At 41.6% G+C, this 25,798-nt stretch carries 23 protein-coding genes; 12 read left to right on the forward strand and 11 right to left on the reverse strand.

Annotated elements, in window-relative coordinates:
* Positions 1 to 19: 19 nt before the first annotated feature.
* The 3 genes from JWR23_RS08710 to JWR23_RS08720 form a co-directional block, all read right to left on the reverse strand.
* The gene (locus JWR23_RS08710; RefSeq protein WP_299515351.1) at positions 20 to 3,082 is read right to left on the reverse strand and encodes a TAT-variant-translocated molybdopterin oxidoreductase; all 3,063 of its coding nucleotides are present in this window, start codon (positions 3,080 to 3,082) and stop codon (positions 20 to 22) included.
* Positions 3,083 to 3,122: 40 nt separating this feature from the next.
* Positions 3,123 to 4,394: a cytochrome c3 family protein gene (locus JWR23_RS08715; RefSeq protein ID WP_299515352.1), complete on the reverse strand. Its 1,272-nt coding sequence runs from the start codon at positions 4,392 to 4,394 to the stop codon at positions 3,123 to 3,125.
* A 252-nt stretch (positions 4,395 to 4,646) separates the two neighbouring features.
* Positions 4,647 to 5,627 carry a deoxyhypusine synthase family protein gene (locus JWR23_RS08720; protein WP_299515354.1) on the reverse strand — a complete coding sequence of 327 codons (981 nt, stop codon included), beginning with the start codon at positions 5,625 to 5,627 and terminating at the stop codon, positions 4,647 to 4,649.
* Positions 5,628 to 5,929: 302 nt separating this feature from the next.
* Between JWR23_RS08720 and JWR23_RS08725 the strand changes: the two genes are divergently transcribed.
* Entirely contained in the window at positions 5,930 to 7,072 is a 1,143-nt protein-coding gene (locus JWR23_RS08725) for a polymerase (RefSeq protein WP_299515356.1), read from the forward strand.
* A 19-nt stretch (positions 7,073 to 7,091) separates the two neighbouring features.
* Here JWR23_RS08725 and JWR23_RS08730 read toward each other — a convergent pair whose 3' ends face one another.
* On the reverse strand, positions 7,092 to 7,877 hold the full coding sequence (locus JWR23_RS08730) for an O-methyltransferase (protein ID WP_299515357.1): 786 nt from the start codon (positions 7,875 to 7,877) through the stop codon (positions 7,092 to 7,094).
* A gap of 43 nt (positions 7,878 to 7,920) precedes the next feature.
* Here JWR23_RS08730 and JWR23_RS08735 point away from each other — a divergent pair, with 43 nt between their 5' ends.
* Positions 7,921 to 8,778 (forward strand): transglutaminase-like domain-containing protein, encoded by an 858-nt coding sequence (locus JWR23_RS08735; protein WP_299515359.1) that lies wholly within the window; start codon positions 7,921 to 7,923, stop codon positions 8,776 to 8,778.
* Between the two features lie 245 nt (positions 8,779 to 9,023).
* Here JWR23_RS08735 and JWR23_RS08740 read toward each other — a convergent pair whose 3' ends face one another.
* The 4 genes from JWR23_RS08740 to JWR23_RS08755 form a co-directional block, all read right to left on the reverse strand.
* Positions 9,024 to 9,545 (reverse strand): hypothetical protein, encoded by a 522-nt coding sequence (locus JWR23_RS08740; protein WP_299515361.1) that lies wholly within the window; start codon positions 9,543 to 9,545, stop codon positions 9,024 to 9,026.
* Between the two features lie 423 nt (positions 9,546 to 9,968).
* On the reverse strand, positions 9,969 to 12,179 hold the full coding sequence (locus JWR23_RS08745; protein WP_299515363.1) for a GH92 family glycosyl hydrolase: 2,211 nt from the start codon (positions 12,177 to 12,179) through the stop codon (positions 9,969 to 9,971).
* Positions 12,180 to 12,306: 127 nt separating this feature from the next.
* Entirely contained in the window at positions 12,307 to 13,431 is a 1,125-nt protein-coding gene (locus JWR23_RS08750) for a mannonate dehydratase (RefSeq protein ID WP_299515365.1), read from the reverse strand.
* 33 nt (positions 13,432 to 13,464) lie between these two features.
* Positions 13,465 to 14,625 carry a mannonate dehydratase gene (locus JWR23_RS08755; protein ID WP_299515367.1) on the reverse strand — a complete coding sequence of 387 codons (1,161 nt, stop codon included), beginning with the start codon at positions 14,623 to 14,625 and terminating at the stop codon, positions 13,465 to 13,467.
* A gap of 321 nt (positions 14,626 to 14,946) precedes the next feature.
* On the opposite strand from JWR23_RS08755, the gene JWR23_RS08760 reads away from it, so the two are divergent.
* From JWR23_RS08760 to JWR23_RS08775, 4 genes are all read left to right on the forward strand, one after another.
* Positions 14,947 to 16,470, forward strand: a complete 1,524-nt coding sequence (locus JWR23_RS08760) for a sensor histidine kinase (RefSeq protein WP_299515369.1) — start codon at positions 14,947 to 14,949, stop codon at positions 16,468 to 16,470.
* A gap of 93 nt (positions 16,471 to 16,563) precedes the next feature.
* Positions 16,564 to 16,761 (forward strand): hypothetical protein, encoded by a 198-nt coding sequence (locus tag JWR23_RS08765; RefSeq protein WP_299515370.1) that lies wholly within the window; start codon positions 16,564 to 16,566, stop codon positions 16,759 to 16,761.
* A 237-nt stretch (positions 16,762 to 16,998) separates the two neighbouring features.
* On the forward strand, positions 16,999 to 17,691 hold the full coding sequence (locus JWR23_RS08770) for a LytTR family DNA-binding domain-containing protein (protein WP_299515372.1): 693 nt from the start codon (positions 16,999 to 17,001) through the stop codon (positions 17,689 to 17,691).
* Positions 17,692 to 17,829: 138 nt separating this feature from the next.
* A complete protein-coding gene (locus tag JWR23_RS08775) occupies positions 17,830 to 18,894 on the forward strand; it encodes a branched-chain amino acid aminotransferase (RefSeq protein ID WP_299515374.1) in 1,065 nt (354 codons plus the stop codon).
* A gap of 143 nt (positions 18,895 to 19,037) precedes the next feature.
* On the opposite strand, the gene JWR23_RS08780 is transcribed toward JWR23_RS08775, so the two are convergent.
* Positions 19,038 to 19,319 carry an ATP-dependent Clp protease adaptor ClpS gene (locus JWR23_RS08780; RefSeq protein WP_299515376.1) on the reverse strand — a complete coding sequence of 94 codons (282 nt, stop codon included), beginning with the start codon at positions 19,317 to 19,319 and terminating at the stop codon, positions 19,038 to 19,040.
* 108 nt (positions 19,320 to 19,427) lie between these two features.
* Between JWR23_RS08780 and JWR23_RS08785 the strand changes: the two genes are divergently transcribed.
* Entirely contained in the window at positions 19,428 to 20,279 is an 852-nt protein-coding gene (locus JWR23_RS08785) for a hypothetical protein (protein WP_299515378.1), read from the forward strand.
* A gap of 118 nt (positions 20,280 to 20,397) precedes the next feature.
* The gene (locus tag JWR23_RS08790) at positions 20,398 to 21,183 is read left to right on the forward strand and encodes a hypothetical protein (RefSeq protein WP_299515380.1); all 786 of its coding nucleotides are present in this window, start codon (positions 20,398 to 20,400) and stop codon (positions 21,181 to 21,183) included.
* Between the two features lie 2 nt (positions 21,184 to 21,185).
* Here JWR23_RS08790 and dcd read toward each other — a convergent pair whose 3' ends face one another.
* Positions 21,186 to 21,722 carry a dCTP deaminase gene (dcd, locus tag JWR23_RS08795; protein WP_299515382.1) on the reverse strand — a complete coding sequence of 179 codons (537 nt, stop codon included), beginning with the start codon at positions 21,720 to 21,722 and terminating at the stop codon, positions 21,186 to 21,188.
* Positions 21,723 to 21,797: 75 nt separating this feature from the next.
* Here dcd and JWR23_RS08800 point away from each other — a divergent pair, with 75 nt between their 5' ends.
* From JWR23_RS08800 to JWR23_RS08815, 4 genes are all read left to right on the forward strand, one after another.
* Positions 21,798 to 22,436 carry a 4'-phosphopantetheinyl transferase superfamily protein gene (locus JWR23_RS08800; RefSeq protein WP_299515384.1) on the forward strand — a complete coding sequence of 213 codons (639 nt, stop codon included), beginning with the start codon at positions 21,798 to 21,800 and terminating at the stop codon, positions 22,434 to 22,436.
* Positions 22,436 to 23,164 (forward strand): lipoyl(octanoyl) transferase LipB, encoded by a 729-nt coding sequence (gene lipB / locus JWR23_RS08805; protein WP_299515386.1) that lies wholly within the window; start codon positions 22,436 to 22,438, stop codon positions 23,162 to 23,164. The genes JWR23_RS08800 and lipB overlap by 1 nt, the downstream gene beginning before the upstream one ends.
* Before the next feature lie 67 nt (positions 23,165 to 23,231).
* Positions 23,232 to 23,657 carry an antitoxin Xre-like helix-turn-helix domain-containing protein gene (locus JWR23_RS08810; RefSeq protein ID WP_299515388.1) on the forward strand — a complete coding sequence of 142 codons (426 nt, stop codon included), beginning with the start codon at positions 23,232 to 23,234 and terminating at the stop codon, positions 23,655 to 23,657.
* Positions 23,654 to 24,112 carry an RES domain-containing protein gene (locus JWR23_RS08815; RefSeq protein WP_299515390.1) on the forward strand — a complete coding sequence of 153 codons (459 nt, stop codon included), beginning with the start codon at positions 23,654 to 23,656 and terminating at the stop codon, positions 24,110 to 24,112. Before JWR23_RS08810 ends, JWR23_RS08815 begins: the two co-directional genes overlap by 4 nt.
* A 238-nt stretch (positions 24,113 to 24,350) precedes the next feature.
* On the opposite strand, the gene JWR23_RS08820 is transcribed toward JWR23_RS08815, so the two are convergent.
* Entirely contained in the window at positions 24,351 to 25,778 is a 1,428-nt protein-coding gene (locus tag JWR23_RS08820) for an L-serine ammonia-lyase (RefSeq protein ID WP_299515392.1), read from the reverse strand.
* Between the last annotated feature and the right edge of the window lie 20 nt (positions 25,779 to 25,798).

Consider the following 25,798-nt stretch of genomic DNA (forward strand, 5'->3'; position numbering starts at 1 on the left):
TGTATAGCTATTGTATATATTAAGCTTCTAATTCAGTTGTGTTTCTAACCTTAACCTGGTAACCAATACCCGGCTGTACGTTTAATTCTTCCAGAACGTAATAAGTTCTTTCGCTCCTTAATGCTTTTGATACTTCTGAGTCCGGATCATTTCCATTACCAAAAACAATTGCATTTGCAGGGCATGTTTGCTGGCAAGCCACTTTGATATCGCCATCTTTAACAGGGCGTTTTTCAATTTTAGCTTTTAATTTGCCGGCCTGTATACGTTGTACACACATGGAGCATTTTTCCATCACCCCACGGAAACGTGTAGTTACATCAGGGTTTAATACTAATTGTGTATGCTCGTTGCTCAGGTAGTTATCAAAACGAGAATCGTTCCAGTAATTAAACCAGTTAAAACGACGAACTTTATATGGACAGTTGTTAGCGCAATAACGTGTACCTACGCAACGATTGTAAGCCATGTGGTTCAAACCTTCTGATGAGTGAACGGTAGCTAATACCGGGCAAACAGTTTCGCAAGGCGCATGGTCACAGTGCTGGCAAAGCATTGGCTGGTGAACAACCGATACATTGTTTAAGTTAGTTAGTTTATCTATCTCGTGCTCTTCGGTAATGCTTTCACCTTTTTCGTTAAAGCTGTAGTAACGGTCAATGCGTATCCAGTGCATTTCACGGCGGCGGCGAACCTCGTCACGACCAACAACCGGAACATTATTTTCGGCATTACAAGCTACCACACAAGCACCGCAACCGGTACAAGCGTTAAGGTCTATCGCCATTACCCAATTATAGGCAGTTGTTTTATACTCTGTATCGCTATAATCTTCCCACAAGCTCTTGTAATCTTTATGTGCGCCATCCTTACCGCTGTTTTTGTAAGGATTTTTCTTGTACTCTGTAAAGCTTGCTTCGCGGATAACGCTGCGGCCTTCGTATGAGTGGTGTGTTTGGGTTTGTGCTAATACAATGCTATCGCCGGTTGCAGATATAGCTGCAACACCGGTTGTTTGCAAAGTACCGTTACGGAAGCTATGCAGCGGGAAAGCGTTTTTACCCACGCCAGATTCTATTACAGCACCACCTTTAGTACGGCCATAACCAACAGCAACCGATAGGGTACCTTCTGCCTGGCCGGGTTGTAATAATACCGGTAAAGCAATTGATGAACCATTTACATCAACCGTAATAACATCACCTTCCTGCAGGTTTAGTTTTTTAAGATCGGTTAATGAAAGGGCTGCAAAGTTATCCCATGTTACTTTTGATACCGGATCAGGCAACTCCTGTAACCATGGATTGTTGGCACGTTTACCATCGCGCATTGCTACGGTTTGGTAAAGGTGTAATTCTAATTTTTTATCGCCTGATGCAGCTAATTGTGTGCTTTGAGTTAAGATAGTTTGCGCAACAGCATTCAAATCACGACTGAATGCATAAGAACCACCGTTTTTTGCAGCAGCGCTGATAAAGCCTGTTTGCAATAAAGTTTCCCAGCCTTTTTGACCGGATAAACCGCCTTGTGCCAATATGCCTTTATCCCAGTTGTTTCTTACATAAGTATAATAAACCTTAACCGGGTTATTACTCCATATTAATAAGCTTTCCTCGGCCTGACGGGTATTATACACCGGGTTGATAGTGGGCTGTAATATAGTGTAGTATCCTGCAATAGCATTGTCATCACCCCATGATTCTAAATAATGGTGGTTAGGTGCAACAACATTACAAATAGCAGCAGTTTCGTCAATATGGTCAGCAAAAGATACTTTCAAAGGCACTTTGCTAAGCGCGTCTGTCAATTCTTTTGTATTATAATAATCGTAAACAGGGTTAGCGTTCAGAAACAATACCGCGCCAACTTCGCCACGTTTAGCCTCGCCAATAAATTCAACCAGGTCAGCATCGTTGCCATTATATTGATTTGAGTTATTATCCAGATCAATAGTAGTTCCGTAGCTACCTAAAGCAGCATTGATAGCGTTAACCAATACTTGTGTGGCAACATCGTTTGATCCGGCTACAACCAGCGCTTTTCCTTTTGCTGCCTGTAATTCTTTAGCAGCGATAGTAATGGCATTATTAGTTGCGTTATCGCTTAATTTTTTTGAACCCGGTAAAGTAGCGCCTGTAATAGCGTTGTATAAATTAATTAACGCTATACCTTCTTCTGATGGTTTAAGCGGTATACGAACGTCGGCATTGGTACCGGCCAAACTCATACCAGTCTCAAACTGGATATGGCGCGACATTTTTTTGCTTTGCAGCGATTTGTTATTTCTATTCTTAACGTATTGCGCGGTAAATTCAACCGGAGATATCCATGAACCCAGAAAATCTGCACCGAAGCTTACAATAACGTCTGCTTTATCAAAATTGTAATGAGGCAATACGGCTTTACCAAAGCTGTTTTGGTTGGCCTGTATAATACCTGTGTAAGATACCGCGTCGTATGATACATGTTTAGCGGCAGGGAACTCGGTAATAAAATCAGCAATTACAGCCAGTGTTGACGGGCTATGGATAGATGATGATACAATACGTATTTTTTTGCCTGAATCCTTAAGTTTTGCAAGCTCTAATTTAACGTAGTCATCAAGGTCGCTCCACTCTAATTCTGATGTGCCTTGCACCGGGGCCTTAACGCGGTTAACGTCATACAGATCCAATACAGAAGCCTGCGCCTGCGCGCTTAAACCACCTTTTGCTAAAACATCATTAGGGTTACCTTCAATTTTGATTGGACGGCCCTCGCGGGTTTTAACCAAAATAGCATGGCCCTCATAAGTTGAAGAGTAATAATTTGCTACGCCCGGGGTAATTTCTTCCGGCTTAATTAAGTAAGGGATAGATTTATGTACAGGCACCTTTTGACAGGCAGCCAATGTAACAGCACCTACGCCAAAACCCACCGCTTTTAAAAAGTCGCGGCGAGGCGTTTTGCCTAATAAACCATCTCCGCTTAATACATCTTCAATAGGAATAGGTTCCGCGAATTCGTGTTTGTTTTTCTCAACAAATTCCGGTGTGTTGTTTAACTCTTCTAAACCTTTCCAGTATTTTTTATTGCTATCCATTTAAGCTTAATATAAACTGTAATGCTAAGTTCTTTTTTAATTAATAATGGCACTTACCGCACTCAATACCACCCAATTGCGCAGGTGTAACTTTCACGCCTTTTTTAATAAGATCGTGTACCTGTAACATGTTTTCGTAGTAAGCGTTGCCTTTCATGTTAATGTTTGTGCGTTTGTGGCATTGTATACACCATTTCATGGTAAGCGGCGAGTATTGGTAAACCTCTTTCATGGTCTCAACCGGGCCATGGCATTGCTGACATTTAATACCGCCAACTTTTACGTGTTGTGAGTGATTAAAGTAAGCCAAATCAGGCAGGTTGTGGATACGTATCCATTGAATAGGTTTAGCTTTTGTGCTATCGTATTTTGTGGTGTTTGGATCATAACCCAACGCGTCATATATCTTATGTATCTCCGGCGACTCGGTTTTAACAACCTTGTGGCAGTTCATACAAACATTTAATGATGGTATAGATGCGTTTTTTGATTTGAAAGCTCCCGAGTGGCAATACTGGCACTCAATTTTCATAATACCTGCATGCAGATCATGCGGAAACTTAATAGGCTGTACCGGCTGGTAACCCTGGTGAACGTTGGTGTTCCATAAAGCAACCCATGTCCAGCTGCCCATAGCAATTGTACCGCAAAACAGGATAAAGAATACCAGTTTTTTATTCTTAAGTACTTTCTTTAAGGTAGCGTACTTGTCGGCAGCAACAACTGTTTCATCGGTAGCCTCAGCTTCTTCAGGTAATAATCTTTTGCCGCTTAGCAAGCGCTCTAACGTAGCTATTACCTTGTTCAATACCAGTATGATAATGAAGGCAAGAATAATTACGCCTATTAAGCCAAAAACAATTAAGTTGCTCGGGCCTGATTCTGTAGCCACAGCTGCTGCCGGTGCTTTTGCTTTCGCGTCCTGGATAGTTTTCCAGTCGGCACGTACATAAGCTGCAATGTCGGCAATGTCACCGTCAGACAGACTTGGGAAAGCCGGCATTACAGATTGATTAAACTTCGTGAAAATTTCAACCGCTTTAGGGTCCTTTGCTGCTATTAAAGCCTGGCTGTTATGTATCCAGCTGGCTAACCATTTATCATCAGTTTCTGATGCAATGATTGGGCCTAATGCCGGGCCGGTCATACGTACGTCGATCTTATGACATCCGGTACAGCCAGCAGATTTAAATACGGCCTCGCCTTTTGCGGCGTCGCCCTGTGCCTTAGCAGAAAATCCCCAAACAGCAAAGCAAACAAGTAGTAAAACCGACCTTGAGAATTGTTTAAAAATCAATGAGATGCTTCTCATAAAGTTGTATTGATGCTAAATAGTTATTGTATTAGTATTTGAAACTGATAAAAGACGGAGCTTATATCGATTTTTTCAGCCACAAAAGTATAATTTATTAAATAATCGCTGACAAATAAATGACACCAATACTAATTTATAATCTTTCTAAATAAATAAAAAATACTTCAAATAGTCTCTCCTACCGGGGGAGATTATTCACATATATTTATAGTTATGGTGTTCATGAGGGCTGCGCCGTTTAGAGGGGGCTTATTGCCCTAACAACCAGGCAAATATAAGCGGAACTACAATGGTAGCGTCGGATTCGACGATGAACTTTGGCGTATGTATATCCAGTTTTCCCCAGGTTATCTTTTCGTTAGGCACCGCTCCCGAATAAGAACCGTAAGAAGTTGTAGAGTCTGATATCTGGCAAAAATAACTCCAGAACGGAATTTCGGGCATTTCCATATCCTGGTAAAGCATAGGTACAACACATATCGGGAAATCTCCGGCAATACCACCGCCTATCTGGAAGAACCCGATGCCTTTGCCCGATGAATTTTTAACATACCAATCTGCCAGCCAGGCCATATACTCAATACCACTTTTCATGGTAACAGCTTTGATCTGGTTTTTTATAACGTATGATGCAAAGATGTTGCCCATGGTAGAGTCTTCCCAACCCGGTACAACTATCGGTAAGTTCTTTTCGGCCGCGGCCAGCATCCATGAATTTTTAGGATCTATCTCATAATACTGCTCCAAATCTCCGCTCAACAGCATTTTATACATATACTCATGCGGAAAATAGCGTTCGCCGCTATCATCAGCATCCTTCCATATTTTATGAATATGCTTTTGCAACCTGCGGAAAGCTTCTTCTTCGGGTATGCAGGTATCAGTTACACGATTATAATGGTTCTCTAAAAGGTCCCACTCATCCTGCGGACTCAAATCACGATAGTTTGGCACACGCTTATAATGCGAATGCGCCACCAGGTTCATAATATCTTCTTCCAAATTGGCACCCGTGCATGATATAATAGCTATTTTATCCTGCCGTATCATTTCAGCAAGCGATATACCCAGCTCGGCTGTGCTCATGGCACCGGCCAATGTTACCATCATTTTACCGCCTTCCAGCAAATGGGTTTCATAGCCTTTTGCGGCATCCATTAACGCGGCAGCATTAAAATGCAGGTAATTTTTTTCAATAAATTGGGATACGGGTCCTTTTGTTGTGCTCATTTTGATAATAAATAGATCAGCCGCAAAAGTAGGTATTTTGATGAAAACAGAATTTTAATTTTGAAAATGTTGTTATACTAAGCATGCTGGCGATTACTCACCCGGTCTACGCTTCGCTGGACCACCCTCTCTTCGCCTTCGGCGGAAAGAGGGTTTTAGGGTGGGGCAACCCTCTTTCCCGCTTGCGGAAGAGAGGGTCGACGAGCAAAGCGATGTCGGGGTGAGTAACCGCCGCCACGCCAAAAAAAAAATATTTCTGCAAACTATTTCTTAAAATTTATCTTCGTACCCTTATATCACTCATGAGAAAACTTTTAGCGTTCCTTATTATAATTAGTATTACAGCAAGTTTTAGCCCGGTTTTCGGGCAAAATATTATACCCCGGTTTATCCGGCACATGTACTTTAATAAAGATACCAGTAAGCAGAGCAGCTTTATTATTATACCCGTTCTTACCTCATCGCCCGAAACTGGTATTGAAGCCGGGGGCGCCGGTTTATTTTCATTTTATACAGATACTGTTCATTTGGATACCCGCGTTTCAAGTATTTTTGGTTATGCTACCGCCACTACCAAGGGCCAAACCCGAACCAGTTTGAATATCAATTATTGGACATCTGAGAACAAATATCATTTTACAGCTTACGCGGGTTATACCCATTTTCCTTTTGATTTTTATGGCATAGGTAATAACACGGCTAAAGCCAATAGTGAGCATATAGACGAGAAAAGATATAAACTAACTTTTGGCGCCGAAAAGCGTGTGGGCAGTGACTTTTATATAGGCATTGTTGGCGGGGATGTAAATTTTAAATACAAGAACAATAACCCGGGCGGCATATTTGATACCGACCCGCAAATTGAGAACCGTACGGGCGGTGCCTTTATATACATTGGCCCAAGTTTTAATTACGATACCCGTAATAACAATACCTACACTACTAAAGGAATGACCGTAACCGCCTATTTCAATGCGATGCAGGGCATTTTTGGTAACAATAGTTACACAGGCGGGTTCTTAAATATAGAATACGCGCAGTTTTTCGCACTGAATAAACAACTGGTGTTGGGTGTTGATGTGCAGGAACAAAGCCTGACAGGCGGCAGGTCGCCATTTTATTTATTGCCGGCACTTGGCAGTGACGAAATGATGCGCGGCTATTATAACGGCCGTTACCGCGACCGTAATTTCATAGCCGGCCAAACCGAATTGCGATACCGTATCAACCAGCGTTTTGGGGTGGTTGGTTTTGTGGGTACCGGCGAAGTATTTCATACCATGTTTAGTGCCGCCCAGCTAAAGCCCAACTATGGCGGCGGCGCACGCTACTTTTTTGATATTGAAAAGGGCCTTAGCGTAAGGCTTGACTATGGCGTTGGCCAAAAACCAGTTGGCGAACAGCGCGAAAGCGGCTTTTATGTTGGTTTAGGGCAAGCATTTTGATGTGCATATCCGCACATAACTAAATTCGTATTAAAAAATCCTCCTTAACCTGTCCGCTTCTAAAAAATACCAATCCAATCCAAAACAAATCAATGGTTACAGTTACCCGCGGATGTGCTTTTATTTCGGCCCAGGCTTCTTTCATGCCTTCGCTCCAGTAAATATCGTCGAATATAAGCAGGGTATTTTCGTGCACTTTGGGCAGGCACCATTCAAAATATTTTAGGGTAGCGTCTTTTTGATGATTGCCATCAACAAATACAAAGTCAAGCTGGTTTAACCCGGCAATTACACCCGGCAGGGTATTATCAAAGTTGCCCGTTATCAGTTCAATATTATTTAGGTTGGTTTTTTTAAAGCTTTCTTTGGCGATGCTGGCAGTTTCGGGGCAGCCTTCTAACGTATAAACTTTTACATTTGGCGCGGCTTTTTGCAGGTACAATGTCGTAGTGCCTAAACAGGTGCCTAACTCAATTATATTGGTTGGTTGCAAATCGGCAACCAGGCGGTAAAGCAATTGCGCCAGCTTGGGTGGTTTAAGGGCGTTTTTGGCAATATCACCTACGCGTTTTTGGCGTTCGTTATTTACGTGCGAGCCTGCGCCTAAGTCGGTTACGGTGATAATTCTATCGTCATTTAATAAGCCTTCGCGTATGCTTTCTATTTCGGTATATACTTTTTTGGCACGAAAATCGTAAATTACTTTATCAATTAATTGGTATACAAAAGGGGAATGTAAACCATGCCTGTTTTTGGCCTTTAAGCGGTATAACAGATAGTCTTTGGCGAACCTTAAATTAAACATGGTTGTAAAATTATATAAACGTTAGTAATTTAGCGGTACAGAAATGATAAATCTAACAGAAGTTAATTCTTTGATACGCCTGCTGGACGACCCTGACCAAGAAATATACAATCTTGTGCACGCTAAATTATTGTCGTACGGCAGCGAGGCTATTGAGCATTTGGAATCGGCATTTGAGCAGGCTTTTGATGCTGTACAGCAAGAGCGCATTGCTAATTTGGTGCACGAGATACAATTTGGCATTGTAAAAAACGATTTAAAGCTTTGGTATCAGGGAGGCGCGTTCGATTTACTGCAAGGCATACTGATAATTAACCGCTACCAATACCCTGACCTTGACGAGCAGAAAATAATTAACCAAATAGAGGCCATTAAGCGCGATATATGGATACAAATGATGAACGAGGTCAGCCCTGTAGAGCAGGTAAAGCTTATCAATCATGTATTTTACCATATGTATGGGTTCAGCGGCAATACATCCAATCACCAGGACCCGCAGAACAGCTATTTGAGCCAGGTTATCGAAACCAAGAAGGGTAACCAGATACTTTTAGCCATTATTTATTCCATCATAGCGCAGAAGCTGGATATACCGGTACATGGGGTAAACCTGCCGCAGCATTTTATTTTGGCTTATTTAGATGAGAGCAAGGAAAGCGAATTTGAGAGCGGCATCCTGTTTTACATCAACGCGTTTAACAAGGGCTTTATATTTGGCCGCCGCGATGTGGACATGTTTTTAAAGCAATTGAACCTGAGCTTCGATAAGCAATTTTACGAGCCCTGCTCAAACACCGACATCATCAAACGTGTACTACGCAACCTCATCAGTTCGTACGAGCACTTGGGATCATCAGAGAAAGTGGCCGAGCTGAATGAACTGCTAACGATATTGGGTTAATTGTAGTTGTAGCCAACTACACTTATTGTCATCTAGAACATAGTGAGAGATCTGTACACGCGGATTATATTGTAACCAGGAATTTAAAGACTTTAAAGATGTAGGAGTTGCCGTGCTCCCGCCTGATGAATTACTGAGTTATTTATAGCATTCGCCTCACTTAATTACACTATTCAAGTGTCCATGTTTGCAACAAATAAACATTGTGCCCGCCCGTTCAAGTGTGGGCATTTAAACGGGCAGTGTTAACCAACTCCATTAACCCGCAGATCAATTACCTGTTGTGTGGTTAAATTGACATCTAATTGCCAGTAGTGGTCGCCACCGTCAAGTACCGTTTTATAATCGTCCTCATAGGTAATTGCATTATCCTGGTTATAGAGAAAGTTTATATGAAGCACTTTCTCGCCGCGCTCATTAATAAAACCAGCGAATTGCATGAAGTGCTTTCCTGAAGCTTTATACGGATAGTCTTTGTAATGGCCGATATGCGATCTACCGTGTCCGACAACTTGTTGAATAAAAATACTTTGAAATATTTCAATATCAGCTTTGGTGGGTGTAAATCTTTTGGCAAGGTTGATACCGGAGCCTTTTAATTTTTCGGTTGGGTAATCGGCTGTAAAGACTGTTCCTTTATGCCAGGCTATGGTAATACCCAGGTTGGTTGGCTTTTTTGTCGGGAAGATATCTATCGATGCTTTACAGCCACTCAACGCCGTAGTAAGCAAGAAACCGATAATTATTAGCTGCAATGATTTTATCATAAATTTATTTTTAGTTCGAGGCATGTCTTGCTTAACAATCCTAAAAGTATAAAATCATTTGTAATTCTGAGCATAGCGCAGAATCTTGTACGAGCGATATGTCGATATGTAAGGTATATACTATTTGGTGTATAAGATCCTTCGCTATGCTCAGGATGACAAAAGACGAAACAAAAAAGAGGCTGTCCACTTTGTTTCATCATGGTTCAACAACTCCAAAAATCTTGTTTCACCACTTTAAAAGTAGCTATTGGCAATTATTTGATAATCAGCATAATATTAAAAAATCATTCGTAAAAATCCTGACGAATAAGTTGTTTCATTTTGTTTCACCACTTTTTCACTATCACCTCATAAACAACACTTTAACTCAAAATCTTGTTTCACTTGTTTCATCTGTTTCACACTTGCGTGAAACAAGAGTTACTCTGCTTTAGACATTGACGGTGGTACCGCATCCGGCGAACTTCCCCATTGCTTGTTAGGCCTTGGCCCCATATTCAGTACAAGCACCCCGCCTTTAACCAGGGTTGCATGATCAAACCATGGTTTATTAAGCGGCTCGCCATTTAAAGTGGCCGATTGAACGTATTTGTTTTGTGCCGATACATTTTTCGCTTCAATCACAAAGGTTTTCTTATTACCCAAAGTAATGGTCGATTTTGAAAATATCGGGCTTCCTATAAGCCATATCGGGTAACTTGGGATCATAGGGTCAGAGTAAATGCCCATTGCACTGCTTACGTAAAAGTGAGATAGCAGGCCGGTGTCTTCATCCCCGCACATGCCCAACGGATTTGCACTATACCATACATCCATAATTTCGCGTACACGTTTTTGCGTTTTCCAGGGAGCACCCGAGTAGTTGTACAGGTAAGGTATATTCCGCGAGAATTCATTTCCGTGTGCATAATTTCCAATTAAACCTGTCATATCAGGGAACAGGTCAAGGAATTTATATTTTGATGTTTTATATTGTTCTACAAAAAGAGCGTCGAGTTTATTGTTAAAATTAGTTCTGCCGCCCATTAAATTGATCAGGCCCTGTACATCATGGCTGACATACCAGGTGTATATCCAACTGTTCATTTCAGCAAAATAATCCCTTCCACCTTGCCCGCCCCCTAATTTGGGATCAAAAGGGGTTACCCATTTACCATCCTCTGTTTTAGGCGACATGAAACCGGTTTCTTTATTAAACACGTTCTGATAATCATGAGCATGTTTCATAAAATACTCATAATCGTCCGTCTTGCCTAAGCCCTTTGCAACCTGTGCAATGCACCAGGCCTCGTAGGCGGCTTGTAGCGTAACGGTAACAGATTGTCGTTTTTCAGAGGGGTGCACTTCCTTGATCCACTCTTGTTGGCCGGGTGCCAATGACGGGAAAAATCCGTTTTTAACATAAAAGCTATCCAGGTGTGTAGCAGGCCCTTTCCGCCACGGCAATTTGGTCGATCCCAAAAAATCTTCCTTCATATTGGCGTAGGCCCTTTCCACATCAAAATTCCGGATACCATGCAGATACAGATCTGCTACATTAACCAAACTGGTATGTTGAAACATACCACCTTGCCCGATAACAGCCGGATATAGTTGACTTTTTTCTAAGGATGCATACCTTTGTGATCTTTCAGCTATTTTATCATCCCTGAGTTTCATCCGGCCCTCAAGGCTTTCGCCACCATTGTTAAAATATATGCCTGTGTAAAATATTTTACGCTGAGCTTCTGTACCGCCTTCAACTTTAAACAGATCCAACGATGCGGCCCATTTGCTTTTTGCGCTGTTCTTTACCGCTTCAAAGTTCCATGCAGGGATACCTTTTTCAAGGTTTTGCTTTGCCTGCTCGCTGCTTTCATTGGATACACCAACCTTTACCTCTATTTGTTCGCCTTTTGATGTGACATAGTTTGCATAAGCGCCTACGTTGGTACCGCTTTGCGTATTTGTTCCGGCAAACGCCTTATCACCACTCCATGAACCGAATGACTTGAACGGCTTGCTGAATTTTGCATAAAAATAATAACCGCGGTTCCCGGTCCCTTCCTGCCATTCAATGGTAGTTTCATCTACCACCTTAAATTGAGCATTACTGCCCAACAAAATGTGCGAATCTGAACTTTGAGGGAAGGTGAACTTAAAGTACGATGCCTGCTCGGCAACCGTATACTCAACATTTATATCATAATCTTCCAGCAAAAGTGAAGAATAATAAGGCGTTACTTTTTCAAAATCATGATCATAGTTAGACGCCATTTTAGCCGGGGTTACTTCAATATTCCCGGTAGTTGCCATGATCCATGAGGGAATTGTTTTTGTACCATACCTTACCTCATCTCTAAGCGAGAAGCTAAATACTTTGTCGGTAAGGTACCTGTCGTAGATCTCGGGCCAGGGGTTTGAGCATATTTTAAGCGACCCGGCACCAGGTAGTTGAACACTGGGATCTGTTGCTACCAACAGTTGACCTATACCCCCGATATTAGGATCCACATAATCTAATGCTGTTTTCTGTTTGGTTTGCGCAGACGCTTTTTTGGCTTGTGCAGGCGCTTTTTTAGTTTGTGCAGATGCACAGGCAGCAATAAAAAGACTCCCAATAAATAAATTAATAAAACCTGAAATTTTCATTTTTTCTGATGTTTAGGTTAAAAATATGGTTAAACTTTTTATCGTTTAGGCCGCTTTAATGTGCAAATGCAAACAAAAAGAGACTGTCTCTAAACAGCCCTCTTTAAATATAACTTTAATCCTAACTTTATACTAACGCTTCGGCCTCTACCCTGTCGCGCAATGCTTTTACGTAGCCTACACTAAACGGCCAGGCGTTGCCGCCTGCCATGCCGGGTACATGATCCGGAAACACTACGCCATCAAAATTAACCCGTTTAAGGGCCTTCATGATGGTGTACATATTGGTATAGCCGCTATCTACAAACGTCTCCACAAAATGCGGTATAGGGCGCTCAATATTACGGAAATGCACCTTGAATATCTTTTTCTGCGCACCAAAGTAATCTATCATCTCTACCGGCGATTTACCTGTGGTATTGCCACCTTCCATCCATGAACCTACACAAAGACATAGACCAACATTAGGGCTGTTGGCAATTTCCATTGCTTTCTTGTATCGCTCAAAATGACTAAAAATACGCGGAACACCGGCCAGTTTCGGTATTGGTGGGTCGTCTGGATGCACTCCTATCCGGACATTATTTTCCTCGGCAACCGGGGCCACCTGCCTGATAAAGTAGGTCCAGTTGTCCCATAATTCTTCTTCGCTATACTCCCTGCCGTGTGATAGCGGCGGGTAATATTTATTTTTATTCCACCGCCCGCTGTTTACGCCAAACTGGTCAAATGCCCGGGCAGAAGCACCGCCGCGTGTGGTTTCGCTTGGCGAGTCCCATATACCGTTACCCATGTGGGCATAAGTAGTATAGGTTATGCCGGCCGCGCCTAAGTTGCGCAAGTGTTTTTTATATTCTTCTACCTTGGCATCACGTCCGGGCAGGTTCAATACTATCTTGTCCTGGTTATGCACTGCACCGTTACCCAAGCCATATACGTTAATGCCTTGCTCGGCAAAATGCAGCCTGGTACCCTTGTAAAATTCGGCATTGTCATTTGGCGGATCGGTCCAAACCGTAACATCTTCCAGCCCCATTTGCTTGTACCAGGTCATGGTATTTACATTGGCGCGGGCATTGGGCTGCATCACTATGCGCATGGTTGATTTTTTGCCCGGCTGTGCCAGCAGGGTTTCCATCCTGTCCCTAAATTCGGCATCGCTTATCTCGGCTGATGCGGTGCCCAGTCCGGCTGCCGATACTGCTGCCAGCGCGATACTCTTCTTTATAAAGTCTCTGCGGTTATCGCTCATGATCTTTAATTTTTTCTCTTTTAATTTAATTCTTTAGGCAATAGCCGCTTCTTCTTCTACTCTGTCGCGCAGGCATTTGGTATAGCCTATGGTCCAGGCCAGGCTCGGGTCGTAAGCTTCATTGGTTCTTCCGCCCACCTGGGTTATCATCTGAGGAATATTATCGGCAATTAGTACACCATCAAAGTTTACTTTCTTTAGCGCTTTCATCACTTTATACATATCAATATTACCACTATCTACAAAAGTTTTGGTAAATGCCGCCGAACCATCAATATTGCTCACCCGCACTTTGAATAGTTTATTCTGTTTGCCAAAATAATCTATCATGCCTGCAGCATCCTTACCCAGGTTATTGCCGCCTTCGGCCCAGGTACCTACGCTAAGGCAAAGGCCCACGTTAGGGCTTTTAGCCAGATCGATAGCGTGTTTATAGCCATCAAAACTACTAAACAGGCGCGGTACACCCGCCAGTTTTGGCACCGGCGGATCATCTGGCAATATGCCTATCCTTACATTATTCTCTTTAGCTACAGGGGCAACCGCTTTAATAAAATGCTCAAAGTTTGCCCACATTTCCTTTTGGGTATATTCCCTGCCGTGCGATAGCGGGCCGGTATATTTCTTATCACCCCACTGCCCCCAGCTTTCACCACCGGGGTTATAGCTGCGTGCAACAGCGCCCGAGCGTGCAACGCCGTTGGCCGAGCTCCATACACCATTACCCATGTGGGCATAAGTAGTATAAGTAATGCCTGCCTTACCCAAAGCGCGCAGATGTTGCTTATACAGCTCTATCCTTTCATCACGACCGGGCATATTTAAAACTATCTTCTCATCATTAAGCAACGAGTTGTTGTTAAGGCCGTATACTTCTAATCCCGCGTCGCCAAAATACTTTTTGCGGTCGGTGTAGTAATCCGGCCCCTTGGTATCATCGGGCCATAGTATAATGTGCTTTACACCCATCTGTTTGTAAAAGCTTAGTTGTTGGGCGGTAGCTTCTGCAGGTGCCTGTACGGCTACCCTTATGGTCGACTTAGCCATCAGCTCCTGCAAGGCGTCGCCGCTTACATTTTTTCCGGGGGGAGCAACGGCAGGTGTAGCGGCCACAGCAACGCCAATACTGCCCATAGATACCGCTGCCACAGATACGCCGGCTTGTCTGATAAAATCTCTGCGATTCTCTTTCATGAAATGTATTATTATTAAGCTATAATTGGTCAATAACAGCACGAGGGCTCGTCGCCTCAAATACGTTGTTCAATATTAGGCAATAATCGATTGCAGAGGTATATATTTTCGGTAAATTGATTGTTACAAGCGTGGATCAGGATTTTTAGAATTGGAGGATGGCAGGATTAATACACTGCGTATCAAGTGTTCGCGAAAAAGCGACGGACTAAGAGAAGAGTTTAACGTGCACGTTCATCCCAATTTCCCGCACTTTTATCCCATTTATTTTAGTGGTTGATATCAGCGCGTTACCTTGCGGCATAATTAAACCTGGTACACATGAAAGATCTGTTAAAAAAGCCCGTAACATTTGAAAAAATTGAGTTCTGGGCAGCCACTGCCATTTATGTGTTTGCCATATTTACTTTGCTGGGTGCCTCGCACCTGGGTTGGGACCACTGGGACATACCATATGGTTACCTGTTTGAAAAATATAACGTACCGTTTTCGTATATTAAATATTATTTCATCCCCACACTATGCAGGTATACAACCTACTATTGCGCTTACCTTGCGTTAACTTTCATTATTGTAAAGCGCATTGCCAATAAACAAAATATTGTCTTAACTATAGGGCTTATTTTATGTATTTATATAATAGTAGTTGCCGTATTTGGCACTACCGGCACATGGCTGAGATCTTACTTATTTCATAACAAGTCAGAAGCCTATGTATATAACCTACTTTTTAAACAGCAGATAATTGATATACTTTGGTTATTGATCATTTTTGGTTTTTACACGCTTGCAAAATATGTCTTCATTATATTAACAGAAAATTTCGAGGCCAGGTTTGGGGGGCTTACACAAGTGACCAAGGATGCTGGTGTAGCCTTGGGTATATGGATACTAAGCGTATTTTTCTTTCTATTGAACTATATACATTGGTCGTATACAACTATTTGGTCTGAGGTTATATTGTTTGCTATCTGTTTATACTGGTATGCATCACATATTCTTATTCCAAAGATAATTGCCGAAAAAGGCGAATTGGGCACATTTTTAGCAAGGGTGTTAGTCCTATTATTCATTTCTATCTTCCCTGTCGCTATACTGATGTTTGTAATCTTTCACAGGGTGCAGGCACCTGTTATTGTTAACCTGATCAATATAGGGGTGAGTTTATTTATCATTTCTCCGCTTTCCTGGTTTTTATACCAGCACAGGCAGAATAAAAGTGCAGAATTGGTGGGCCTGAAAACCGCCCTGGGCCGCTCATCTGCCAATCTTGATTTTTTACGATCACAAATAAACCCGCACTTTTTATTTAATGCGCTCAATACCTTATATGCCACATCTATACAGGAAAAAGCCGACCGTACCGGCGAGGGCATTCAAAAGCTGGGCGATATGATGCGCTTTATGTTGCAGGAAAATGTACAGGAACATATATCATTAATGCGCGAGGTTGATTACCTGAATAATTACATCGACCTGCAAAAACTGCGCACACAAACATCGCCTGATATTGTGATAAATACAGAGATTGAGGAATCAATAAACGGCCTGCAAATAGCCCCGATGTTGTTGATACCTTTTGTAGAGAATGCCTTTAAACATGGTATCAGCCTGCGCGAGCCATCGCACATAAAAATCACCTTGCAAACCCGTGGCACACAACTGCTTTTTGATGTTTATAACAGCATTCACCCAAAATTAGATAACGACCCCGAAAAAAACAAAAGTGGCATAGGGCTTGCAAATGTAAAACAGCGGCTGCAACTGTTATATCCGCAACGGCATGAATTAGTTATCCGCGAAAACGCTAAAGAATTTTTTATACATCTTACAGTAAATTTGTAACCTTCTATGATATTGATTGTCTTATTGTTACTGCTTAATGTTGGATGAGAAAGTTAAAAAGATTAATAAGCATTCACCTTAAAATGAAACGTTATGGCATTAAAAGCAAAACCCGATATGCTCTTATCTACCAGAACCAACCTAACTGCAAATAACATGAGGGAGGCTATGGCAGAATTTACGGGCGTAAAAATAATTGAGGCCCTTGAGATTATTCTTAAAGACCTGCCGCCGCAGCAAAAAGCACAATTAATGGCTAATGTTGATGAGGTGATTGATTTGGTGTTGTGAGCACCGTATGTCATTATATAATATTTAGCTTATTTGGCAATTATTTACATGGTTGATTTTCAATACATTGCAATTTTAACTGTACCAAGGCGTACCAGGGTGTATCAACGTGTTCATGTACAGTACAGAACGGTATAGGTTTATTGCTGCATTTGCTTACTTCACGGGGGAAGTAATTTTTTATATCGAATTTAATTGCTAAACGCGTTAATTTTAATAATTATTATACATTTAACCATGCTTACGGCCATAGCCATTGATGATGAACCCTTAGCTTTAGAAGTTGTGCGATCGCACGCTGCTAAGGTGCCGTTTTTAAATTTAAGGGCCGGGTTTACCGATGCTTTTAAGGCGATGGAGTTTTTACAGCAGGAACCGATCGACCTGTTATTCCTGGATATTAAAATGCCTGATATCAGTGGTATCGACCTGTTAACCTGCCTCAGCAAAAAGCCGCTGGTAATTTTTACTACCGCTTACTCTGAACACGCGGTAGAAAGCTTTGAACTGGATGCTATTGATTACCTGTTAAAGCCCTTTGCCCTGGCACGTTTTATTAAAGCCTGCAATAAGGCTAACGAAATTTATACTTTACGAGGCAGCACAACCGACAAAAAGGATTACCTTTTTTTAAAAACAGGCTATGAGCAAATAAGGGTAAGCTTTGCTGATATTCACTACCTGGAGGCTACGGGCAATTATGTTAATTTTGTTTTGAGGGATAAAACTATCCTGTCGCGCTTAACCATAACCGAGGCTGAAGCATTGTTACCAACCGACCAATTTATCCGCATTCATCGCTCATTTATTGCTGCTAAAAACAAAATTGATAAGATAGAGCGGCACCAACTGCAAATAAATGGCGCGGTGTTGCCCGTTGGCAACTCGTATTATCAAAATATTAATTTGGTAAACAAAACAGATCATTAAGTTTGATTATCCGGGCTGATATCTAAGCAGAATAATATTTTGCAACCATCAAATAAAAGTAAATTCCTGTGGTTTTTTTGCTAAACACGCTGTAAATTAGGTAAATTGCACTTCCTGAATTACAAATAAGAAAAAGCCATGACAGAGACGCTGGACATCAAAATCACCAAATCAAGCAAATCCCGTTTAGCAGAAACGGATTTTAGCAACTTAGTTTTCGGCCGTACCTTTACCGACCATATGCTTGTGGCCGATTATGAAGACGGCGAATGGAAAAATTTCGAAATTCTTCCTTACGGTAATATTTTGGTCAGCCCGGCTATTTCATCACTGCATTATGGCCAATCATTTTTTGAAGGAATAAAAGCCTATAAGCATGCTGATGGCAAAGTATCTATATTTCGCCCGGATAAAAACGCGATCCGTTTTAATAAATCGGCCGAACGCTTGTGCATGCCTACTTTGCCCGAAGATATGTTTTTACAAAGCCTTGCCGCTGTTGTAGATATTGACCGCGACTGGATACCAACCGCTCCCGGTCATTCTTTATATATCAGGCCGTTTATGTTTGCTACAGATCAGTTTTTGGGTGTTACACCATCACAAACCTATAAATACATGGTTTTACTTTGCCCGGTTGGCCCATACTTTACAAAACCGTTAAGGGTTAAAATAGAAACCTACTATACCCGCTCTGCCGAAGGTGGCATGGGTTATGCAAAATCATCAGGCAACTACGGTGGTTCTATGCTGCCGGCTCGTAAAGCTACCGAGGAAGGTTTTGATCAATTAATATGGACCGATGCCAAAGAGCATAAATATGTTGAAGAAATGGGTGCCGCCAACGCCATGTTTGTATTGGATGGCAAACTGATAACTCCAATAGCACAGGATACCATATTAGATGGTGTAACCCGTGATACCGTTATTACATTGGCCCGCGACTGGGGTTTCCCGGTTGAAGAACGCAAGGTTGCCGTTGCAGAAATTATTGAGGGTGCTAAAACCGGTAAACTGACTGATGCATTTGGCGCAGGAACCGCGGCTACTATAGCACCGGTTGGCTCAATAAATTATAATGGCGAAGAGTATACATTGATAGACGCTAAAGAAAGAGAATTCTCTCAAAAAGTATTAAAAACCCTTGATGCTATACGGTACGGCAACGCGCCTGACACGCATGGGTGGAATTACTTTGTATAAAGAAGATTGATTATTGAAGATTAGAGATTGGGCCTGTCAATTAAATAAATACAAAAAAGGTTCCTGCAAATTAAATTTGCAGGAACCTTTTTTGTTGAACTATCCAACTAATCTTTAATCTTCAATAACCAACCTTTAAAAAGCTAATCCACACTAACAGTCAAGCCTTCTTGTTGTAAAATTTTTCGATATACTTCTACTTCGGTGAATGATCCTTCCAATACGGCGCATTTACCCTCGTTATGTACTTTCCAGGCTATTCTTTCGGCTTGGGTATCGGTATAATCAAGGTACTTTATCATGCAATGAATTACGTGGTCAAAAGTGTTATGGTCATCATTCCATAAAATAAGGCGATGCATCTCTTTAAATCCTGCCAGTACCTCTTCGAGTGTGAAAGTTTGTTCTTGTGTTTCTGTTGACATGTATAATGACAAAATTACTCAAAAACAATAATAAATAAACCAAAATATTGTTTTAAAGGTAATCTTCACAATAGCTGTTTAACATACAATAACCTACAACCCACTCAAATGAAAAAAAATTGCGCTTTCCTTATCCTCATTTTTGCTATTCAATTATTACATGCGAATCTTTGTAATGCTCAAATTACAACCCTCAATTTAAAACCCGCGCCTGAAAATGTTACTATTGACGGTAGTTTAAAAGAATGGGGCGATAGCCTTAGCTATTATAACAGCGAAACAGGGCTTAATTATGCACTTGCCAATGATAAAGACAACCTGTACCTGGTTTTAAAAACCAGTGATCCGGTAGAACAATCAAAAATTTTAACCTCAGGTATTACTTTAAGTATTGATACAAAAGGTAAAAAGAAATCAACCTATAGCGTTACTTTTCCTGTACAGGAAGGAATAGTCCCACCTTCTGTTGCCGGTAACACACTACAGGAAAAAAAGCTGGAAGCCGGTTTAGCCAAGTTAAAAAAAATAAAGGCTGATGGTTTTAAAGATGTTGAATATGATTTTATAACTCTTGAAAACACTTATGGCTTTAAAATAGCCATTAATTATGATGACCATGGATTTTTGGTATACGAAGAAGCTATCCCATTAACACTTTTTCATGCCGATGAATTGAAAAAGAATGAATGGATGTTTAATATTAAAATAAACGGATTTCAGAAACCTGAAAAAAAGGATGGTGACGACCAGGCAAACAACTCATCTATGGGTGGAGGTGGCCGTGGCGGCCGCGGTGGTGGCGGTGGTCGGGGTGGTGCAGGTGGTGGAGGCCGGGGTGGTGCAGGCGGTGGCAGTGGCGGCCATGGCCGGGGTGCTGCTAACGATGATGCTGCTTCCAATAACCCTGCATTTAAATCTGCTGATTTTTGGGGTAAATTTAATTTGGCAAAAACACTTTAGGCCGCATAATTTATGTGATAAAATAATATACATTTTTTTAATTATTAAAAATGTATATTTACTTAACATAAGCACCTGGCTTAAATTAAACCAATTTATTAAACCTAATCACTAAGCAATGAAAACCACTTGCTCTTACCTTATTTGCGCTGCAGCGGTGCAATTATTCACAATCAGTATATGCAATGCCCAAACACTGACCTTAAATTCTGCACCTGCCGGTGTAGTTATTGATGGCAATGGTAAAGAATGGGGCGATAAGATGGCTTATACGGATGCCAAAACAAAAATTGATTATACACTTACCAATGATAAAGATAATCTTTATCTGGTTGTAAGAACAAAAGACGCTACACAACAAAGCAGTATTTTAGGTGCAGGCATTACCTTAAGTATTGATACAAAAGGCAAAAAGAAATCTTCATATGTTGTTACATTTCCCTCAAGCCCGACAGACCGTGACCAATCAAGATATATGGATATGCCGCCGCCAAGGGTACAGGGAAATACTGAAATGTCGGCCAAATTTGGTAAAATACACGTAGAAGGCTTTAAAGACATTAGTGAAGAAGAGCTATTAGTAGTAAACCCATACAATATTTTAATTGCTATGGGTTATGATGCGGCCAGTGGTTACTTAACTTATGAAGAAGCTATACCATTAGCACTTTTTCATGCAGGCGACCTGGCAACCAAAGAATGGGCATTCAACATTAAATTAAATCCTGTACAAGGAAAAGAAAGACCGGCAGCAGCAGGTGCAAAACATTCAATTAGTGTAAAACCCAGTTCAGGTAAAGATGACGGGCGCTCTGAATTTACCGCTCAAGCTAATAAAAATGGCAGCCTTATAGATTTAACAGACGAAGCAGATTTTTGGGGTAAATTTATGTTAGCAAAATAACGCTAAAATTTATTCTTCCACATCATACTTTCAACAGGGCGCGTTGTCGGGTTATTATACTTGGCATCTCCCTTTGTGTTATATAGGGTTTCTATATCGCCTTCAACAGCAAAATATATTAGCTGGCCTATAGGCATGCCCGGGTAAATTTTTACCGGTTGCGCGCATGATATCTCCAAAGTCCAGGTATTGCAAAAGCCAACATCGCCTTTACCTGCTGTTGCATGTATATCAATACCTAAACGCCCGGTGCTTGATTTCCCTTCTAAAAATGGAACGTGTTTATGCGTTTCAGTATATTCTACCGTTACGCCCAGGTAAAGCGTACCGGGTTGTAAAACAAATCCTTCTTTGGGTATTTCAAAACTATCTATTTCATTGTGCAGCCTGGCATCCAGTACCCTATCGCGATAAGTAGCCAGGTGTTTACTTAAATGCACATCGTACGAGTTTGTTCCTAAACATTCACGGTTAAACGGCTCAATAATAATATGGCCCTTATCAATTTCTTCAAGTATGCGCTTATCTGATAATATCATAGACAGGAATGTTTATTTGGCTAAAAATAGAATTAATTGCCCTAAGTTTGCCATGCTTTTTGCAATTTTACTTTTATGGCTATAGCTTACAGGCAACGGGTTGATGAGGATACAGAATTTGCGCTCTGGAAAATAGAAGAACAGGCTGAGGATCTGTACAAACAATTACAGCTAAACGATGAAGAAAAGACCTTTGTTGAAAACATAAGCAACGGCAAACGACACCTGCATTGGTTAGGTACGCGTGTTTTGTTACGCAAAATGTTACGTACCGAAGAGTATATTGACTCCCGGGTTGACGAGCATGGCAAACCATATCTTGTATCCCTGCCCTATCATATTTCTTTAAGTCATTCGTTTGATTATGCCGCGGTAATGATCAGTAAAAAAAAACCGGTAGGAATTGATATTGAGCAGATAAAACAAAAGGTAGAACGTATTGCCTCCAGGTTTTTACGCCCCGCGGAACTCGCTTTTATTAATAATGAACATAAAATACAGCAACTATATGCCTGTTGGTGTGTTAAAGAAGCAGTATATAAATGCCATGGCCAAAAAGAAGTATCATTTATGGATGATATTTTGATAAGACCATTCAGTTTCACAGAGCAGGGTCAGGTAAATGCCATTTTAAACAAGGGCGACATTAATATTGATTATACCGTAGGATATTTGCAGTATGAAGATTATATGATAGGTTACGTAAAGGGGTAATGATGAAGAATAAAAAAGTAACAGTACAAGATTGGGGATTAATTGATTATAAAGAAGCCTGGGCCAAACAGGAAGCACTATTTGCCGATACTATCCAATTAAAAATGGAGATACGTAACAGGCTACTGGCTGTTGCCGGGGATAACCAGCCCGACGATATATTAACTCCTAATTACCTTGTTTTTTGTGAGCATCCGCATGTTTATACTTTGGGCAATAGCGGCAAGCCCGAACATTTGTTGCTTGACGAAAAGGGCCTGGAAGAAAACGATGCTGTTTATTATCATATTAACCGTGGCGGCGATATTACCTATCATGGCCCCGGGCAATTAGTAAGCTATCCTATTCTTGACCTTGATAATTTTTTTACTGATATACATTTATACTTACGCACCCTTGAAGAGGCTGTAATACTTACCCTGGCAGATTATGGCATAAAAGCCAGCCGTTACCCGGGCTACACCGGTGTTTGGCTTGATGCCGATAACGAGCGCGCCCGAAAAATAAGCGCGATGGGTGTACGCTGCAGCCGCTGGGTTACTATGCATGGCCTGGCATTTAACGTAAACAATGATCTTGGTTATTTTAAAAACATAATCCCCTGTGGTATTGATGATAAAGCTGTAACCTCTATGCAAAAAGAACTGGGCAAAGAAATTGATATAAAACAAGTACAAAAAATCCTTCAACACTATATTACTACATTATTTGAAATGGAGATAGTATAAGGTTAATTAAAACTAATTTTTAATAAAACTTGCTTATATTAGACATCTGTCGTAAATTTGATGACAAATGACAAATGACAAAGATATGAGCAAATCAAAAAAATATGCCCATCCCGGTGATGATACCTTTGATTTAACCAACATGGTTAGGGAAGGTGTTCCATTTCCGTATTTTACAAGACTTTCTAATCAAATTCACTTTGGCTTTGAAGACTGGTCGTCATACTTGCATCTTTCAGAGCGTACTATACAACGCTATAAAAAGGAAAATAAATCCTTCGATCCTTTATACTCAGAAAGGATATTACAAATTGAATTGCTTTACAAAAAGGGGGTTGAGGTTTTTGGCGTAGCCGATAACTTTTACACCTGGATGGATACCACCAGTGTTGCCCTGGGCGGTATAAAACCTAAAGATATGCTGGATACCTCTTTCGGCATTACCCATATTTATGATGAGTTGGGCCGTATAGAACATGGTATTTTTGCATGATCGTTTACCGGCTTAGCGGACAGGCATTTATCAATGACCTATCCGGCTACGGTGCAGAGAAAACCGGCGGCCGGTGGAACAGTAAAGGAACCCCTGTTTTATATACTTCGGCATCGCGGGCATTGGCAGTAGTTGAGGTAGCGGTACACGTTCCGTTAGGTATTATCCCTACTAATTATTACATGGCAGTTATTGAGGTGCCGGATAACAGCATTCTACAACTTGATGTAACCGACCTTCCCACTAACTGGAACAGGAACCCGTTTGTAAAAGCCACGCAGTTTGCCGGTGATAGATTTATAAAAGATAGCAAACATTTGATGTTACAAGTGCCTTCGGCAACAGTTATTGGCGATCTTAATTATCTGATCAATCCAAGGCATCCCGATTTTAAAAAGGTGAAAGTAAAAAGCGTAGATCCTTTTGTGTTTGATTCGCGGTTGTTTAAGAAGTAAATACCACCATTGTCTGTGTCTTCACGTTGTCTTCACAGACAATTTGAAGACAGCTATCTACTTGTTCGGAAGAAATTAAAATGTGGCCAAGTGCGATTCCCTCCCCTGGGAGGGGCAGGGAGGGGTTTAGCGCATAACCCCTCCCTGCCAATTCACAGCCAGCCGCACCCCTCCCCTGGGAGGGAATTATAATCTTCTGAACACTTGTAATGAGGAACACAGACAGCGCAAATAAGGTTTAACACTCCGGCAAGCTTAGCGGGATATTGATAGCGAGGCCACCATCTGCTGTTTCTTTATATTTTGAATTCATATCCTGCGCGGTTTGCCACATGGTTCTAACTACGGCATCTAAACTTACTTTGGCGTTATCAGGATTGGTTTGCAGTGCTAACTGCGAGGCTGTAATAGCTTTAATGGCGCCCATGGTATTACGCTCTATACAGGGCACTTGTACCAGGCCCCCTATCGGGTCGCAGGTTAGGCCCAGGTGATGTTCCATAGCAATCTCTGCCGCCATCATTACCTGTCGCTGTGAGCCGCCTAAACACTCGGTAAGTGCAGCTGCAGCCATGGCTGATGATACACCTATTTCTGCCTGGCAACCACCCATAGCTGCCGATATGGTAGCACCTTTTTTAAAGATACACCCTATCTCTGATGCAGTTAGTAAAAACTGGATAATGCGTTTCTCATTATATCCATCACAAAAAACCAGATAATATTGCAATACCGCGGGTATAACTCCTGCGGCGCCATTGGTTGGGGCGGTAACCACCCTGCCAAAAGAGGCATTCTCTTCATTTACAGCCAGCGCGAAACAGCTTACCCAATCTAATATATTTTGAAAGCTATTGCCGGTTTGCCTTATGGCGGTAATCCATTCATCAAAATTAGTATAGGTGTTATTACCAATGAGCCTTTTGTTTAAATTTGCTGCCCGCCGTTCTACATTCAATCCCCCGGGTAATTTTCCACCGGTATGACTGCCGCGGTACATACACGCTGCCATCGCATTAAAAATATTTAGTACGCCGGTGCGGGTTTCCTGCTCACTGCGCCATGCCTGCTCGTTTTCCAATACCACTTCGGATATTTTGAGCCCAGTTTTAATGCACCAATGTAGCAGGTCTCCGGCGGTATCAATAGGGAAAGGCAGATCAACCTCGGCTTTACCCCGGCTTTGCCCGCCCTCTTTCACAACAAACCCGCCGCCTATTGAATAATAGGTTTCTGATGTGGCTTTGCCATTATTTAAAAACGCCTGGAAGGTTACCGCATTAGGATGATAAGGCAGGCTTTCATTAAACAGGAACAGTAAGTCGGTATCGGCATCAAAACTAATTTCATGCTTGCCGCTTAATGTTAATTTATGAGATTTTTTGATCTGATGTATTTTAGGCACTACTTCATCAACCGCAAACGTAACCGGGTCATCTCCGCTTAAACCTAATAGTATGGCTATGTCTGTACCATGGCCCCTGCCGGTTTTAGCCAACGAGCCATAAAGCAATATTTTTATTTCTGTTACTAATGGCAATGCTTCGCGCTGTTCTAATACCTGCACAAATTGCTGGGCAGCGCGCCAGGGGCCAAGTGTATGTGAGCTTGACGGGCCTATGCCTATCTTAAACATATCAAATACAGAAAGTTGTTCGCGTTGCATTATATTATTTAAACTTTTAC

Origin of the sequence: Mucilaginibacter sp. (genome assembly GCF_028288205.1) — a bacterium.
GTDB lineage: Bacteria > Bacteroidota > Bacteroidia > Sphingobacteriales > Sphingobacteriaceae > Mucilaginibacter.